A 15,251-nucleotide genomic window follows, 5' to 3' on the forward strand; every position below is an offset into this window, starting at 1 on the left:
GGAGCTCACGAGGATCCTCCTCCGATCAGCGTCAAGAAGGCGTCTTCCAGACGCCGGTTGGGCCCGAAGCTGGTCACCGGGACCTCCAGCCGCACCAGTTCGGCGAGCAGCCGCGCCGGAGTGGTCCCGTCGAGCTGGACGAGCAGTCCGTCGGTGGTGCGGCCGGCGGAGGCGACCCCGGACAGCGCGCCCACCTTGCCCACCAGGGCCTCGCTCAGCTCGCCGTCGTGGCCCACCAGCACACTGCCGCCGTTACCGGTGATCTCGCCGACCGCGCCCGCCTGGACCAGCCGGCCGCGGTCCATCACGACCAGATGGGTGCAGGACTGCTCGACCTCCGCCAGGAGATGGCTGGAAACGATCACCGTGCGCCCCGCGGCGGCGTACCGGATCATCACCTCGCGCATCTCCCGGATCTGCGGCGGGTCGAGGCCGTTGGTCGGTTCATCGAGGATCAGCAGATCGGGCAGGCCCAGCATGGCCTGGGCGATGGCCAGCCGCTGTCGCATGCCCTGGGAGTAGGTGCGTACGGCACGCTCCAGCGCGCTGCCCAGGCCCGCGATCTCCAGGGCCTCCTCGATGTGGGCGTCGGCGGCGGGGCGGCCGGTGGCCCGCCAGTACAACTCGAGGTTGGCGCTGCCGGTCAGATGCGGCAGGAAGCCCGCCCCCTCGACGAAGGCGCCGACGCGGGAGAGCACGGGCGCGCCGGGCCTGATGGCCTGGCCGAAGACCCGGATCTCGCCGTCGTCGGGGGCGATGAGCCCCATCAGCATCCGCAGGGTGGTGGTCTTGCCGGCGCCGTTGGGCCCGAGGAGCCCGAGCACCTGCCCCTTCTCGACGCGGAAGGACAGATCGCGCACCGCGTAGCGGTCGGCGGACTTGGCGTAGCGCTTGCTCAGACCGGTGATCTGAAGGGGTACGTCGGCCAGTTCGGGGTCGGGCGGCGGAGTGGCCGTACGCCGCCTGCCGGTCAGCAGCAGCGCGAGCGCCACCACGGCCGCGCCGAGCGGCAGCCCCCACACCCATGCGGGCAGCGGGGCGGGCTGGGTGTGCACGCCGGGCGCGGTGGGCACCGTCAGACCGCCGTCCGCGAGCCCGACCGTGTAGGTGGCGGGCTCGTCCGGGGAGGCGTAGCCGAGGTCGGTGGAGGCGAGCACGAGCCGCAGCCGGTGGCCCGCGATGAACTCGTGGTCCACGGCGGGCAGCCGGACGGTGACGGTACGGCCCTGCTTCGCGCCGTCGACGCGCACCGGCGCGACCAGTTGCTCGGGCAGCACCTGCTGTCCGTCCCGCCCCACGTCGTAGACCTTGGCGAAGAGCACGGCGTCGTCCGTGTCGGCCTTGACCCGCACCTTCACCTCGGGCGATCCGGTGATCCGCAGGGGCCGGTCCAGCGGCGCCGAGTCGAACCGGGCGAACTGGCCGGGGACGTCGAGGGAGAGGCCGACGCCGAGCGAGGACGCCTGGGACAGTCCGGCGATGCCCGGCACGGTGGAGATGGAGGGCGGCCCCGCCCCGGGCGGGTTGGCGAACGACTGCTCGCGTCCGCGCAGCGCCACCTTCCGGCCGCCGTCGCCGAGGCCGGGGTAGCGGTCGCCGGTGGCGCCGCGCAGCTGGACCGCGCCGTTGGTGGTGTCGATGCCGCCGGTGCGGCTGATCCGGAAGGCGGGTCCGGTGTCGGTGCCCTTGTCGCCCTTGAGGTAGCGGTCGAACCAGGCGCCGGTGCGGGCCGCCACCCGTGAGGTCTCGCGGTCGCCGCCGTCGTGCCCGCCGGCCGTCCAGTCGACGGCGACCGGCGCGCCGTTGGCCCGGATCGCCTTCGCCATGGCGTCGGCGTGGCCGAGCGGGAAGAGGGAGTCGGCCTGCCCCTGGAGGATCAGCGTGGGGACCTTGATCCGGTCGGCGACGGCGGACGGGCTGCGGGCCTCGAGCAGCCGGCGGGCGGCGGCGTCGGGCTTTCCGGCGACCGCGACCCGCTCGTACATCTCGCACAGCTCCTTCTCGAAGCGACCGCAGCCCTGGCCCTGGTCCGTCCTGGCCGCTCCCCCGCCGTTCGTCTCTCCCGGGTCCTCCTGGGCTCCTTGGCCCGCCCCGCCGCCTCCGCCTGACTGGCCGCCCTGGCCTCCCGGACCCATCCCCCCGCTGCCGCCGCCCGCGCCGCTCGTGTCGCCCTGGGCACCGCCGAAGGGGGCCGAGCCGGTGGTGAAGAACAGCCCGGCCCAGAGCTTCTTGTAGACGCCGTTCGGGAAGAGCGCGTCGGCGAGGTTCCAGTAGGTGATCTCGGGCGCGATCGCGTCCACCCGGCGGTCGTATCCGGCGGCGAGCAGGGAGATCGCCCCGCCGTAGGAGGCGCCGGCGACGCCCACCCGGGGGTCGCCCTGGCGGTCGAGTCGCACCTCGGGACGTTTCGCCAGCCAGTCGATCAGCCGCCGGACATCGGCCACCTCGTGGTCCGGGTCATTGAGCCCGATCTTCCCCGTGGATCTGCCGAAGCCACGCGCCGACCAGGTCAGCACGGCGTATCCGTCGCGGGCGAGTTCCTCGGCGTGGTCGCGTACGTCCTCCTTGCTGCCGCCGAAGCCGTGGCCGAGCAGGACCGCGGGCCTGCGGCCGGTGCCCGCGGTGAAGTACGAGGTGTCGATGCGTGCGCCCGGCATGTCCAGCACGCGGTCCTGGCGGTGCACGGTCGGCCGGTCGCCGGAGGCGGCCACCGCCCAGGTGCCCGCGCCCGCGAGGAGGACCGCGGCGGCCGCGGCGGCGACCAGGCGCCGGCCCCTCGGCCGGGTCTTTCGGAGTTTCATAGGTGAAACCCTAAGAGGGGGAGGCAAACGCCGCGGCTGACACCAGACGGATTCTCGTCCACTCCCCGGGGAGTACCCGGACACCGTCCGTACACCCGGCGCGGTATGCCCCGACCGTGGTGGCCAAGCTTTTGGATCAGTCGGATGATGCTCCATAAGATGCGCCGGTGATCATAAAGAAACGTCTGGCGACAGGCGCGTTGGGGCTGCTCGCGGCCCTCGCCTGCGGCCTGATATCCCCTCCGGCCGCGATGGCCGGCGAACCGGCTCCCGATTCCCCCAAGGTCGAACTGGTGCTCGACGTCAGCGGGTCCATGCGGGCCCGCGACGTCGACGGCGACACCCGGATGGCGGCAGCGAAGCAAGCGTTCAACGAGGTGCTGGACGCCACACCCGAAGAGGTGCGGCTGGGTATCCGCACCCTCGGCGCCAATTACCCCGGCAAGGACCGTAAGGCCGGCTGCCAGGACAGCGAGCGGCTCTACCCGGTGGGCCAGGTGGACCGCACCGAGGCCAAGGCGGCCGTCGCCACGCTGCGCCCGACCGGCTGGACGCCCATCGGGCTCGCGCTGCGCGGCGCGTCCAAGGACCTCTCCGGCGGCGAGGGGACCCGCCGGATCGTGCTGATCACGGACGGCGAGGACTCCTGCGGTCTGCCGGACCCGTGTGATGTGGCCCGGGAACTGGCCGCCCAGGGAACCCACCTGGTCGTCGACACGCTCGGGCTGACGCTCGACCGCAAGGTCCGCGAGCAGCTCAGCTGTATCGCCGAGGCCACCGGTGGCACGTATACGGCGATCCAGCACCGGGACCAGCTCTCCAGCCGCATCAAGCAGCTGGTCCGGCGCTCCGCCGACACACCCGTGGAGACGCCCACGCCGGTGCTGGGCGCCGCGCAGTGCGCGAAGGCCCCGTACCTGGGCTCCGGCCTGTACAGCGACCGGGAGAGCTTCGGCGAACACCGCTGGTACCGGATGCGGGTGGCGCCCGGTCAGGAGCTGCGGGCCTCGGCGAGCGTGGCCGTGGACCGCGCCGTGGACCCGGACTACGGCGTGCTGGTGCGGGCGGTGACCCCGGGCGGCCGGGAGCTGGTGCGCGGCAGCGAGGCGGGCAGCGGCCGTACGGACGTCATCTCCAGCGGGCTGCGCTATCCGGTCGCGGATGTGGACGACGACGAGGACGAGACGGCGCGGACGGTGTGCGTGGAGCTGAGCCAGTCGTTCTCCGCGCCCGCCTCGGTCAAGCGCGCTCCGGGCCTTCCGGTGGAGCTCGCCGTCGACGTGGTGGACAACGACGATCCGCCCGCCGATGTGGCCGCCTTCGGCCTGGGCCGCGGCTGGGTGCTGCTGGGCGTGCTCACCGTGGGCGGGCTGCTCGTGGGGTTGCTGTGGGGCTGGCTGGCCCGCTGGCGTGTCACCGTCTGGAGGTCCAACTGATGCGAGCCCTGCGTACTCTCGGCGCCGCGCTCACCCTGTGCGCCGCCGCCTGGCTGACCGCCGCCGCACCGGCCGCCGCGGACGGTAAGGACGGCACGGACGGCACGGACGGCAAGAGCGGTACGGAGGCGCCCACCGAGGCGGGGACGGGCTTCCGTACCGCCACCGAGATCAAGCCCGGTCAGCAGGCCACCGCGGCGGCCTCCACCGGCGACTATCTGTACTGGGTGTTCCCGGCCGCCGCCGGGCAGATCCCCGAGGTCGAGGCGGAGCTGAAGCTGCCCGACGCCTCGAGCCGGCACGGCAGCGCCACCTGGCAGCTGGATGTCTACGACGGTCTGCGCCGCCACCAGCCGTGCGCCTCGGGCACCCCGGCGCGCCGGGCGGCCCAGCAGGACCGGACGGTCACCGTGAGCTGCACCCTGCGCCAGGTGCGGTCCTGGTCCGAGCGCTGGGCCAACGACCCTCTACAGGGCGCCTATTACGTGCGGCTGACCGTCGTCGATCTGCCCGCCCAGGACCTCGGGCTGCCGATCGACGCCGAGGTCGAGGCGTCCGTACGGGACGCGGGCGGGTCGCACGCCGACGGCGGGGACATGACGCCGCTCAATCCGGTACTGCGGGCCGGAACGGCCCCGGGGACGGATTCCGAGCCGCCGGACGACGACACGGCCTCGGATTCCGCGGACGACAAGGGCGGGGAGGTCCCGCACGCGGTCGCCGAGCCGGAGGACGGCTGGGGCTCCGGCTGGTGGTCGGACCGCTGGGTGTGGACCGTGATCGGCGCGGCGCTGGCGGCGCTCGCCGGGGTGGGCGGCTACACCCTCACCCGGGGGCCGCGCTCTCCTGGGCATCCGCCGATCGGACCCGGATCCGACATCTGACCTGATGTCCGGAATCGGTGCGGGGCCCGCACGGCGATCGTGCGGGCCCCGCGCCGCATCGGCCCCGGTGGCCCGGTCTTCAGGGAAGCTCCCGGGAAGTCGCCGCCCGGACGCTCAGGAATAGTCCTTGCCCATGAGCTGCCCAAAGCCCTCGGGATCCGCGTCGAATCCACGAATAGCGCTCTGAATTCCCCATTCCCCCGCATCGTCCCGGGTGAATACCGCGACCGTGGCGGAAGTGGCTTCTGAGACACCGGTGAAGTCACTCGCCATGAGTTCGGTGTATCCATTGAGAATCCGGACACTGGTGTTCGGAACATCCCCGAAGGTCTTCCGCCCCGAACCCTGCTGGATGGTTATCCCGACGACCACCCGCGCGTATTCGGACGACAGCCGTTCGAGCTCGAGGGTCATGGACTCGTCGGTGCCAAGGCCCTGACCGGTGCGGCTGTCCCTGTTGAGGTTGATGGTGCCGTCCGGTGAGCGGCTGTCGAAGTGGACCAGGTACGCGGGCGCACCGTACGGATCGGCGGCGCGGTACGTCCCGGCCACGATGTCGAGATCATGGGGCGGCTCACCGAGGGGACTCGGATCCCACTTGAGCGCCACCTCGATTTTCTGAAGCCCCTTGTTGAGACCAGTCACCCGGACTTCCCTTCCCTCGAACCGTGCGGATTTGAATGCGCGTGGCGTCAAGCCTATCGCGGGCAGGGCGAGTTGAGGATTTTTCCACAGCCGGGTGCGGCGCCCCGCCGAGAGGTCTCTACTATGGGCCTCCGTACTAACGGCGGAAGGAAGCGTCCATGCGACGGTTGGGGGAGCTCGAGGCGGAGATCATGGACCGTCTCTGGGCTTGGCAGCGTCCCACGACGGTGCGGGAGATCGTGGACGACATCAACGAGCACCGTCCGGTCGCCTATACCACGGTGATGACCGTCGCTTCCATCCTCTACAACAAGGGCTGGCTGCTGCGCGCCAAGGAGGGCCGGGCGTGGGTGTACTCACCGGTCCGCAGCCGCGAGGAGTACACCGCGGCGCTGATGGAGGACGCCCTCGGCACCAGCGAGGACCGCTCCGCCGCACTCACCCACTTCGTCGAGCAGATGGGCCCCGAGGAGGTCAGCGCGCTGCGCAAGGCCCTGCGGACCGCGGGGCGGCGGACCAAGGCGTGACGGCCGCCCTCGCCCTGGCCTGCTACGCCGCCGTCGTCGGCTCAGTGGCCCCGAAGGCGCTGGCGCGCAGCGCCTGGCCGCATCGCGCCCCCGCCTTGGCGGTTGCCGTTTGGCATGGGTTGGTCCTTTCGTTCACCATCGCGTTGGCTCTGACCACTTATCACCTCGTCACCCCAACTTGGCATCTTCATAGTGGAATGTCCGGCTTGCTCCGGTTCTGCGGGTTGACGCCGGACGCCCGGATCCCGGGCACGGGCCCGGTCGGCGTTCCGGCCATCGCCGCACCGGCGTCGGTGGCGCTGATCGCGCTCGCCTTCTTCGGCCATGAGGTGCTGCGGGCCCGGCGCGTCCGCGCCCGCCACCGGAGCGTTCTGGACCTGGTCGGCCGGCGCTCGGCCCGGCTGCGCGCCACCGTGCTGGACCATGACACGCCCGCGGCCTACTGCCTGCCCGGCCGCAGGCCGCGGATCGTGGTGAGCGCGGGCGCGCTGCGGCTGCTCTCCCCCGCGCAGCTGGAGTCCGTACTGGAGCATGAGCGTGCGCACATCGCGGGCCGCCACCATCTGGCGCTGGCGGCCACGGAGGCGTTCGCGCGGGCGTTCCGGTGGCTGCCGCTGGCACGCGAGGCCAGGGCGCAGACGGCGCTTCTGCTGGAGATGGCCGCGGACGACCGCGCGCTGCGCCGCCACCCACGCCAGGCGCTCGTCTCCGCCCTCTGCGCGATGGCGGCGAGCCAAGCCCCCCATGCCCCCGGCGGCGCCTTCACCGTCGGCGGACCGGGCGCCGTGGTCCGGCTGCGGCGGATGCTGGACGCCCGGCGGCGTCCGCATCCGGCACTGTGCGGCGTGCTGGCGGCGGTCGCGGTGGGCTTACCGCTGCTGCCGCCTCTACTGGGCTGCACCCCCGGGATGTAGCGCTCCGAGGGCGCCCCAGGGCCCGCCCCGGGCCGCGCCGTGGCGCATTCCGGGCATCTCGCCCGAGGACGCCTTCTCCGGCTTGCCCCGGCCCTTGAGCCAGGACTTCAGAGTGGCGATCTCCGGGTCCTGGGCCTTCTCGATCTGCCCGGCCAAGCTCTTGATCCGCGCGTTCGACGCCCGCTCATCCGGCGACGGCGCCCACGAGCGCGAGACGGCGGTGCAGCGGCCGGCGCGGGACACGCGTGAATGCGGTGATGTCGATATACCTCTTTTTGCCAAGTATTGACTGTTCCATGGGGCGTATCGGCGCTTTACGCGCGGTTCGGCCTATATCCGCAGAACAGACCGGGCAGTGAGGTCGGGGCCGGCGAGGGAGGATCGGGCCGCGCGACGACCGCCGCCGCCACGGGAAGCCTCAGCGGCGGACCGCTCCGGCGGGCGAGCACCGCATGCAGGAGCGCTCCGAGCACCCAGACGCCGAGTACCGCCGCCGTACGGCCCGGGGGCGCCGCCGTACGGCCCGGGGGCACCGCCGTACGCCGCGGGAGCACCGTTGTACGCCGCGGAGCGCATCTCACCGGACGCATGGCCCGCCGAATGGGTCATGCCCGAGCCGGAGCCGCCGTCGGGGTGGCCCAGGGGGTGCATGACGAAGACCCCGAGCGCGAGCACGACGACGAGCAGCAGCCGCGGAAGGACTCCGTCCGCGCGCAATGGAGTACGTGCGCGGACCCCCCGAAAGCCCCCGGAGCCGCTCAGCCCTCCCGCATCGCCAGCCTGGCCAGCATGTTCTTCGCGTCATCGGCGACCTGGGCGTCCGCGACCACCTCATAGCGCGCGGCCACGATCTGGCTGCGGGACGCGAAATCTCGCCGCCCTCCGGTCATGGCATGCCCGACGAAGCCGAAGATCGCGCCGAACACCGCACCGTAGACCAGACCGCTCACCAGCAGCACGATCACGTTGTGGGCGCCCGCCGCGAACACGGACAGCAGCAGCCCGATCAGCAGTCCGAACCAGGCTCCCGTACCGGCACCCGCAAGCGCCGCCCGGCCCCTGGTCAGCCGCCCGAGCACGGTCTCGACCATCCGGAGGTCCGAGCCGATGATCGCCGTGTGCTCCACCGGGAACTTGTTGTCGGCCAGGAAATCCACCGCGCGCTGGGCGCCTTCGTAGGTCGGGTACGAGCCGACGACCGGGCGGTCGACCACCTCCGACGGTGGTTGCTGAGTCATCGCTGGCTCCCTCCGTCAAGGAGAGCGTGCGCCCGCGCCTGCCCCCTCGCAAACGGGAGCGGGACGGGAGCGGGACGGGAGGGGCGGAGAGAAACCCGCCGAGGGTCCGCGCGGCCGGATATCCGGGAACGGCCACCGCGGCTCTCCGCGGCACATTTCCCCGGCACTCCTCGTCCCTCAATTTGCGTCCGGCCCGACACCTCGCGATTCCCGGAAACCTCCGGTTCCTTTCCGCTCGGCGGAAAGGAACCGGAGGCGCGGCGGACCTTACGGGTATCAGCCGCGGGCGGCGCGGCCGGTGTGGTGGTCGGTGCGGATGAGGGAGCGCACCATCCGGCAGGTGGTGTCGGACGGCGGATGTACCCCGATCCGGGCGGCCGTGGACCGTATCTTGCGGTTGGGCGCCTGCTCGGGGCGGTAGACACCGGAGTTGAGCAGCGCGATGGCCAGGCGCATCGCCTTCAGACGGCGGTTGTGGGACTCGTACCACTCACGCGGGCGCCCGGCCGGCATCCGCTTCTTCGGCAGGGTCGGAAAGGTCGGAAGATCCTGAAGAGGGGGTCCGGCAACGGCCATCGGCAACCTCCTGAGTTGGTCGGGAAACCTTCCCTTCAACTCCCTCCATTCTACGGCCCGGTACTGACAAAGGCCCCTGGTCAGACCCCGTTCCAGGGTGCTTTCGCGGTACCGTGTGCGACATGGAGATCTGGATCAATCCGGCATGCTCGAAGTGCCGTAGCGCGCTCACCCTGCTCGACGCGGAGGGCGCCGGTTACACCGTGCGCCGCTATCTCGAGGACGTACCCGGCCAGGACGAGATCCGCGCGGCGCTCGACCGGCTCGGGCTGGAGCCGTGGGACATCACCCGCACCCAGGAGGCGGCCGCGAAGGAGCTGGGGCTGAAGGACTGGCCGCGTGAGGAGAGCGCCCGGGACCGCTGGATCGCCGCGCTCGCGGAGCACCCCAAGCTCATCCAGCGGCCCATCATCACGGCGGACGACGGTTCGGCGGTGGTGGGGCGCACCGAGGAGGCGGTGCGGGAGGCGCTGTCCCGGTCCCGCGGCTGACCTCAGGGCCAGGTCACGGGGCCACGCCTCAGGACCGCGGAAACGCCCCGGCAAACGGAAACGCCCCGGCGCCCCGTGTACCTACACGGGGCGCCGGGGCGTACGTGGTGCCCGCTGCCTCACCCGGGCCGACTCAGCGGCTCCGCGGCGCGGCCTGCTGCGGGCGCAGCAGGAACCGCTGCGTCTTACCGCTGGAGGTCTTCGGCAGCTCGGATACGAAGTGCACCTGCCGCGGATAGGCGTGCTTGGCGTACCGCTCCCTGACCAGTTGCTGGAGCTCGGCCGCGAGCGCGTCGCCCGCCTCGATTCCCGGGCGCGGCACGACGAACGCCTCGACGACCTCGCCGTACTCCTCGTCCGGTACGCCGACCACGGCGACCTCCGCCACCGCGGCGTGCCCCAGCAGCACGGTCTCCACCTCGAAGGGGCCTATGCGGTAGCCGGCCATCAGGATGATGTCGTCGCCACGCCCGGAGAAGAACAGATGGCCCTCCTCGTCGCGGGCGGCGGTGTCACCGGTGTAGAACCAGCGCCCGTCGGGGCTGAACTTCTCGGCGGTCTGCTCGGGGGCGTCGCGGTAGCCCTTGAACCACATCAGCGGGCTGCCGGCGATGTCCACCACGACCCGGCCGGGGATGTCCACGCGGGCCTGCGCGGAGTTGGTGTCCTCGCGCAGGATCTTCATTTCCCAACCGGGCAGCGGACGGCCCATGGAGCCGGGCTTGATCTCCTCGCGCAGGGCCGGGTGCCAGGCGTGTGCGATGACCATGCCCAGCTCGGTCAAGCCGTAGTGGTCGCGTACGGGCGCACCGAGCGTCTCGAGCGCCCAGTCGACGACGTCCGGGGGCAGCGGTTCGCCCGCCGCGGAGCAGCAGCGCAGCCGCAGATCGGCGGGGGCGGGGATGCCGGAGGCGCGCAGCTTGCGGTAGACGGTGGGCCCGGCGGCGAAGTTGGTGACCCCGAAGCGGGAGAGCACCTCCCAGGTGGACTCCGCGGAGAACAGGCCGTTCAGCAGCAGTCCGCGCTGGCCGAGGGCGAGGGGCCCGATGAGCGCGTAGTACAGGCCGTACGCCCAGCCCGGGTCGGCGGCGTTCCAGAAGACGTCGGTGGGCCGGTGGTCCAGGCCGAACTGCTGGTACATGGCGAAGCCCGCGACCGCCCGCAGCGGGATCGGGACGGCCTTCGGCGTGCCCGCGGTGCCCGAGGTGAACAGCTCCACGATGAGCCCGTCGCCGCCCACGGCCGCCGGCTCGGACAGCGGTTCGTGCCCCTCGGCCAGCTCCGCGAAGGACAGATCGGCCCCGGTGACCGGCCCGGTGGTGACGATCCGCCAGGGGCGCTCGCCGGGGAAGCCCGACTCCGGGTCCAGCTTGGGACGTTGATCGGCGTCGGTGATCACGACCTTGGTGTCATTGTCCGTGATCCGCAGCGCGATGGCCGGTGGGGCGAACGCGGTGAACAGTGGCACCTGGACGGCCCCGAGCCGCCAGATCGCAAGGCTCGCGACCAGCAGTTCGGCGGATTTGCCCATCAAGGTGGCGACGCGGTCGCCCACTCCGACTCCCTGGGCGGCCAGGGCGCCGGCCATGCGTGAGGAACGGTCCCGAAGCTCCCCGTACGTCATGTCATGGCCGGTCATGTCCTTGCCCACCACCGTGAACGCGACGGCGTCGTCCGGGTGCCTGTCACACAGCAGGTACGCGGTGTTCGCCGCAGGCTCACCGAAGGTCTTGAGCAGGTCAGCCATGCGCTCTTCTGGGCTGGTCAAGAGGGCTCCTAGTGCTGGTATCCACGAGTCGCGCCGGACGGGAGGGAGGGCCGGTGCCCGGCTTCGGGCGAGCGCGGACGCACCTCGGGGCGCGAGCGCACCTCGCCTTCCGGGGTGGGCTGTTCCCGGGTTGTGCTGACGAAGTCCCAGGCGGCGGCAGCTCCCGTTGGCCGGTACACGCTATCGCGCTTTCCGACCGGCGTCCCGACGCACTCCGGTCCCGCCGCACTACGGCAGTCCCGAGGCACTCCGGCACCCCGACGCACTACGGCAGTCCCGAGGCACTCCGACGCCCCGAGGCACTCTGGCGTCCCCCCTTTCCCCGTCCTACCTTTGGGCAGCGGTAGGCATACCGCTCGCACGGCTTGTCATGTCTGAGCTCCGAGACGCCCGACACGAGGTGAGCCTTGATCCTCCCCCGAAGACCCGTCGGCCGGTTGACCGTCGTCGCCACCGTCCTCGCCACCGCGGCGGCCATCGCCGCCGGACCCGCGCGGGCCACCCCCGACGGCACACCGTCGGCCGGCCCCGCCCGGCCGTCGCTGGTGCGGCCGATCGATCCGCAGCAGTGGCGCAACCCCGACGACATGACCTGGGCCGACTACCGCGCGGTCCCCGGTACCCACTGGGCGGACCCCGCCGTCAAGCCCACCCGGCGCACCTTCAAGGGCGCGCTGGTGCTCCTGGACTATCCGGACGAGGAGTTCACGGTCAGCCGGCCGGCCGGGTCCACCCTGTTCGGCAATCCGCAGCCGAGCGCCTCCGACGTTCCGCGCGACCGCCTCCCGCGCTTCTACCAGGACTTCCTCAACACACCTGGACCGCTGAACAACGGGCACACCATCAACGAGTACTGGATGGAGGACTCCGGCGGCCGCATCGGTGTCGGTCTGACCGCCTTCGGTGTGTACCGCATGCCGGGCAAGTCCTATCAGTACGGCGTCGAGGACTCGATGAACCCGGGCGCCTGCCCGGCCGGGGACACCTGCGGCAAGGACATCCGGGAGGACGGCAAGGCCGCCTGGGTGGCCGATGTCGGCGCCGACAAGGCGGATTCGTTCGACTTCGTCTTCTATCTCACGGCCGGACAGGACGAGTCGTCCACCTGGCAGGAGTTCGGCCCGATGAAGTTCCCGGGCGCACCGGACATACCCGCCGCCTGGGGGCCGCCGGCCGCCGCGGGCGACAACTCCGCCCGGACCCGCTATGTGCCGTGGACGTCCTGGCAGGCCGCCGCCCGTATCTGGCCCAACGCCGCCGACGGGTCGTCGGTGCAGGCCGAGAGCTCCGGCATGGCCGTGTACGCCCATGAGCTCAGCCACATCCTGGGCATCGGGGACAACTACAACAACCCGTACGGCACCCCCCTCAGCCGTTCGTACACCGGTATCTGGAGCATGCTCTCCCGCGGCTCCTTCAACGGCCCCGGCGGACCGCACACCCGCTGGCAGATCCCCGCCACGGCCGGGGGCTCGATGGGCTCCCAGCATGTGCTGCGCGACAAGCTGAAGCTCGGCATCGTGGACGAGAAGAACGTGCTGCGGCTGGACCGCGACGCGCTGAAGAACTCCGGCCTCGTCGTCGCCCGGGTCACCGCACGCTCGGCGCCACCGGGCGAGAAGGGGCTCTCCGGGGTCAACATCACCATGGGCAGCGATCTGTCGGAGCCCTGCGACAACGGCACCGACCCGCTGTGCGACGGCGGCGGCTACGACAACTACACCGTCGAGGTCGTCGACCGGATGGGGATGGACTCGTTCACCCCGGACCACGGGGTGCTGCTGGCCAAGACCAAGAACAAGGACCGGGCCCCGTTCGCCTGGGTGGTGGACGCCCACCCCGAGGACATCGACCTGGTGGACTTCCGGCGGCCCGACGGCACCGACCAGAAGATCACCATGGGCGACTACCGGCAGCTCAGCGACGCCCTCTTCCACGCCGGAGCCGACTCCGGCAGCCAGTACGAGTACGTCGACCGGGCCAACCGGCTGCACTTCTATGTGCTCGACCTCAAGCGCGACAGGTCCGGAGTGCTCTCGTACACCATCGCCGTGAAGTCCCTCGACGGCGCCGGACCGCAGCGCCGCGGGCTGGCCCTGCACCGCGGCGAGGCCAAGGGGGACCCCTCCCGCTCCCGGGCCGTGTGCACCTTCGACCTGGACAACACCGGACGCGCCACCGGGGACCGGGCGACGGCTCCGGCCACGTCGGTGGACTCGGATGTCTACCGGCTGGCGGCGAGGGCCTTCGGCCGAGGCTGGTCCGCCTGGCTGCCCAACCGTCTCGCCACCGCCAGGGCCGGTGGCTCGGTGGCTGTGGAGGTGGCCGTGACCGCGCAGAAGGGTGCCGAGCGGCGGGGCGCGGTCGTCCTCACCGCCCGCTCCGAGAGCGATCCGCACCGAACCGCCAAGGCGCTGTGCCGGCTGTCGGGTCGCCGGTAGGGCGACGGGTGGCGGCCCGCCGGAACCCGGCGGGCCGTCCCCGTTCGACGGTGCCACTCCGTCGGCGGTCCTACTCCGTCCCGTCGGCCGCGGTCTGGATCGGCACCCGGAGGGTGTCGGGCTCACAGCCCGCCGTACCGGCGATGATCCGCGCCGCCCCCTTGGTGAGCGGCACCAGGCTCTGCTCGTCCACCTTGTCCGGGGTGTCCCGCGGATCGAAGATGTACATGGGCGTGGTGATCAGCTGCACCAGCGGCACACCCGTGTAGTAGAAGTAGGCGCCGTCGGTGGCCGGGTTCGGCGCGAAGGCGGTCGGCGACAGGATCCACGAGCGGCGCAGGTCCTCCGCCGCGAGCGACTCGGCCACCAGCTGCTCCAGCTGGGGCGCCTGGGTGGTGAACCACCAGCGCACCTCGGGGTCGTCGGTGGGCACGACCTCCCCGTCGACCACCTCGGCCTGGCGTGCGGCGTGTTCCAGATGCATTTCGAGGACGACCTGCGGGAACAGCTCGGGGTGCGCCGCGATGAACGCCTGGGTGCCCGCCGCCCCCGCCATGTGGCCTGACGTCAGCACGAACAGCATGTTGTGCGGCCGCAGTTCCCGCGGCACCGACGCCCAGAACGTGGCCTGCGCCAGGACGAGCGCCACCCCGGAGGCGTCCTCCACGGCCGACGCCCAGGGACCGTCGTGGTGTGAGCCGACGATCACCCAGTGGTCGGAGGCGCCGGGCAGGGTGCCCACCACATTGTGGGTGGTCTCCTCGGTGATGGTGGCATCGGAGACGATCCGGCCCTCGCACTCCCCCGACGCCATCAGCTCGCGGACCCGCTGCCCGTCCTTGCCACTCAGCCAGATGCCCGGGATGGAGCGCCGCTCGGCGTCATAGGGCCAGTAGAAGTCGCTGGTCTCCCAGGGCAGTCCGGTGAGCAGGCCGACATAGGCCGTGGCGCCGTCCTTGATGGCGATGTCGAAGTCCAGCACATGGGGAAGGTCGAAGGGCACGGTCTGAACGAGGTCGGGGAACACGCCCTCGGGGTCGTAGGAGCCGGTGGCGCGGGCCTGCACCTCGGTCTGCGGCAGCCGGGTGAAGCCGATCTCCTGCACCGCGATGGAGCCCCGCACCTCCCCGTCCTCCATCCGCACCAGCCGGCCCTCGGTGCCCTCGGTCGGGGTGGTGTACGGCAGGGCGAGTCCCTCGAAGCGGATGACCTCATCGGGCCGGTCGGAGGGCCAGATCTCGAAGGCGGCGGACCGCGGCCGCCAGATGGGCGTGTCCAGCGGCTCCAGCCGTACGTCCGCCAGGCCCGTCTCCCGGAATTGTTCGGCGGCCCACTCCTCGGTCCAGCCGTCCGCCGGATAGCCCGCCCGGCGAATGCCCTGGCTGACGATCAGTTCGATCCAGGCCATCATCTCCTTCGAGGTGGGGGCCCGATCGATGTACTTCTCCAGCTCCGGCCAGCCGCTCATCGTCATCCTCCTCATCGCCATGGTCGGCATTCATGGTCGGCGGGCGGGCTAAAGCTGGCCTA

At 71.7% G+C, this 15,251-nt stretch carries 13 protein-coding genes; 6 read left to right on the forward strand and 7 right to left on the reverse strand.

Annotated elements, in window-relative coordinates:
• Positions 1–5: 5 nt before the first annotated feature.
• Entirely contained in the window at positions 6–2,801 is a 2,796-nt protein-coding gene (locus KHP12_RS08090; RefSeq protein ID WP_211832235.1) for an alpha/beta fold hydrolase, read from the reverse strand.
• A 167-nt stretch (positions 2,802–2,968) separates the two neighbouring features.
• Between KHP12_RS08090 and KHP12_RS08095 the strand changes: the two genes are divergently transcribed.
• Together KHP12_RS08095 and KHP12_RS08100 are read left to right on the forward strand one after the other, a co-directional pair.
• On the forward strand, positions 2,969–4,237 hold the full coding sequence (locus KHP12_RS08095; protein WP_086884414.1) for a VWA domain-containing protein: 1,269 nt from the start codon (positions 2,969–2,971) through the stop codon (positions 4,235–4,237).
• On the forward strand, positions 4,237–5,121 hold the full coding sequence (locus KHP12_RS08100) for a hypothetical protein (protein WP_211832238.1): 885 nt from the start codon (positions 4,237–4,239) through the stop codon (positions 5,119–5,121). The genes KHP12_RS08095 and KHP12_RS08100 overlap by 1 nt, the downstream gene beginning before the upstream one ends.
• 114 nt (positions 5,122–5,235) lie before the next feature.
• On the opposite strand, the gene KHP12_RS08105 is transcribed toward KHP12_RS08100, so the two are convergent.
• Positions 5,236–5,817 carry a TerD family protein gene (locus KHP12_RS08105; RefSeq protein WP_199335959.1) on the reverse strand — a complete coding sequence of 194 codons (582 nt, stop codon included), beginning with the start codon at positions 5,815–5,817 and terminating at the stop codon, positions 5,236–5,238.
• A 107-nt stretch (positions 5,818–5,924) separates the two neighbouring features.
• Here KHP12_RS08105 and KHP12_RS08110 point away from each other — a divergent pair, with 107 nt between their 5' ends.
• Together KHP12_RS08110 and KHP12_RS08115 are read left to right on the forward strand one after the other, a co-directional pair.
• Positions 5,925–6,293, forward strand: coding sequence for a BlaI/MecI/CopY family transcriptional regulator (locus KHP12_RS08110; protein WP_037956606.1), 369 nt, complete (start codon positions 5,925–5,927; stop codon positions 6,291–6,293).
• A gap of 197 nt (positions 6,294–6,490) precedes the next feature.
• A complete protein-coding gene (locus KHP12_RS08115; RefSeq protein WP_308016721.1) occupies positions 6,491–7,207 on the forward strand; it encodes a M56 family metallopeptidase in 717 nt (238 codons plus the stop codon).
• On the opposite strand, the gene KHP12_RS50830 is transcribed toward KHP12_RS08115, so the two are convergent.
• The 3 genes from KHP12_RS50830 to KHP12_RS08130 form a co-directional block, all read right to left on the reverse strand.
• Positions 7,181–7,450, reverse strand: coding sequence for a DUF305 domain-containing protein (locus tag KHP12_RS50830; RefSeq protein ID WP_244203189.1), 270 nt, complete (start codon positions 7,448–7,450; stop codon positions 7,181–7,183). The genes KHP12_RS08115 and KHP12_RS50830 overlap by 27 nt on opposite strands.
• A gap of 515 nt (positions 7,451–7,965) precedes the next feature.
• Positions 7,966–8,445: a YflT domain-containing protein gene (locus KHP12_RS08125; RefSeq protein ID WP_210608739.1), complete on the reverse strand. Its 480-nt coding sequence runs from the start codon at positions 8,443–8,445 to the stop codon at positions 7,966–7,968.
• A 276-nt stretch (positions 8,446–8,721) separates the two neighbouring features.
• Complete coding sequence (locus KHP12_RS08130) at positions 8,722–9,021, reverse strand: hypothetical protein (RefSeq protein ID WP_037956598.1); 300 nt, start codon at positions 9,019–9,021, stop codon at positions 8,722–8,724.
• 122 nt (positions 9,022–9,143) lie between these two features.
• Between KHP12_RS08130 and KHP12_RS08135 the strand changes: the two genes are divergently transcribed.
• A complete protein-coding gene (locus tag KHP12_RS08135) occupies positions 9,144–9,512 on the forward strand; it encodes an arsenate reductase family protein (protein WP_086879654.1) in 369 nt (122 codons plus the stop codon).
• 133 nt (positions 9,513–9,645) lie between these two features.
• Here KHP12_RS08135 and KHP12_RS08140 read toward each other — a convergent pair whose 3' ends face one another.
• A complete protein-coding gene (locus KHP12_RS08140) occupies positions 9,646–11,259 on the reverse strand; it encodes an AMP-binding protein (RefSeq protein WP_246648471.1) in 1,614 nt (537 codons plus the stop codon).
• A gap of 428 nt (positions 11,260–11,687) precedes the next feature.
• Here KHP12_RS08140 and KHP12_RS08145 point away from each other — a divergent pair, with 428 nt between their 5' ends.
• Positions 11,688–13,721, forward strand: coding sequence for a M6 family metalloprotease domain-containing protein (locus tag KHP12_RS08145; protein WP_211832247.1), 2,034 nt, complete (start codon positions 11,688–11,690; stop codon positions 13,719–13,721).
• A gap of 70 nt (positions 13,722–13,791) precedes the next feature.
• Here KHP12_RS08145 and KHP12_RS08150 read toward each other — a convergent pair whose 3' ends face one another.
• Positions 13,792–15,189 carry a M28 family peptidase gene (locus KHP12_RS08150; protein ID WP_211832250.1) on the reverse strand — a complete coding sequence of 466 codons (1,398 nt, stop codon included), beginning with the start codon at positions 15,187–15,189 and terminating at the stop codon, positions 13,792–13,794.
• Between the last annotated feature and the right edge of the window lie 62 nt (positions 15,190–15,251).

Origin of the sequence: Streptomyces asiaticus, assembly GCF_018138715.1 — a bacterium.
Classification (GTDB): domain Bacteria; phylum Actinomycetota; class Actinomycetes; order Streptomycetales; family Streptomycetaceae; genus Streptomyces; species Streptomyces asiaticus.

Excerpts from the sequence above, each read along its gene's own strand:
- KHP12_RS08090 (WP_211832235.1), bottom strand. The coding sequence starts at position 2,801 with ATGAAACTCCGAAAGACCCGGCCGAGGGGCCGGCGCCTGGTCGCCGCC.
- KHP12_RS08100 (WP_211832238.1), top strand. The coding sequence starts at position 4,237 with ATGCGAGCCCTGCGTACTCTCGGCGCCGCGCTCACCCTGTGCGCCGCC.
- KHP12_RS08110 (WP_037956606.1), top strand. The coding sequence starts at position 5,925 with ATGCGACGGTTGGGGGAGCTCGAGGCGGAGATCATGGACCGTCTCTGG.
- KHP12_RS08115 (WP_308016721.1), top strand. The coding sequence starts at position 6,491 with ATGTCCGGCTTGCTCCGGTTCTGCGGGTTGACGCCGGACGCCCGGATC.
- KHP12_RS08125 (WP_210608739.1), bottom strand. The coding sequence starts at position 8,445 with ATGACTCAGCAACCACCGTCGGAGGTGGTCGACCGCCCGGTCGTCGGC.
- KHP12_RS08130 (WP_037956598.1), bottom strand. The coding sequence starts at position 9,021 with ATGGCCGTTGCCGGACCCCCTCTTCAGGATCTTCCGACCTTTCCGACC.
- KHP12_RS08135 (WP_086879654.1), top strand. The coding sequence starts at position 9,144 with ATGGAGATCTGGATCAATCCGGCATGCTCGAAGTGCCGTAGCGCGCTC.
- KHP12_RS08140 (WP_246648471.1), bottom strand. The coding sequence starts at position 11,259 with ATGGCTGACCTGCTCAAGACCTTCGGTGAGCCTGCGGCGAACACCGCG.
- KHP12_RS08150 (WP_211832250.1), bottom strand. The coding sequence starts at position 15,189 with ATGAGCGGCTGGCCGGAGCTGGAGAAGTACATCGATCGGGCCCCCACC.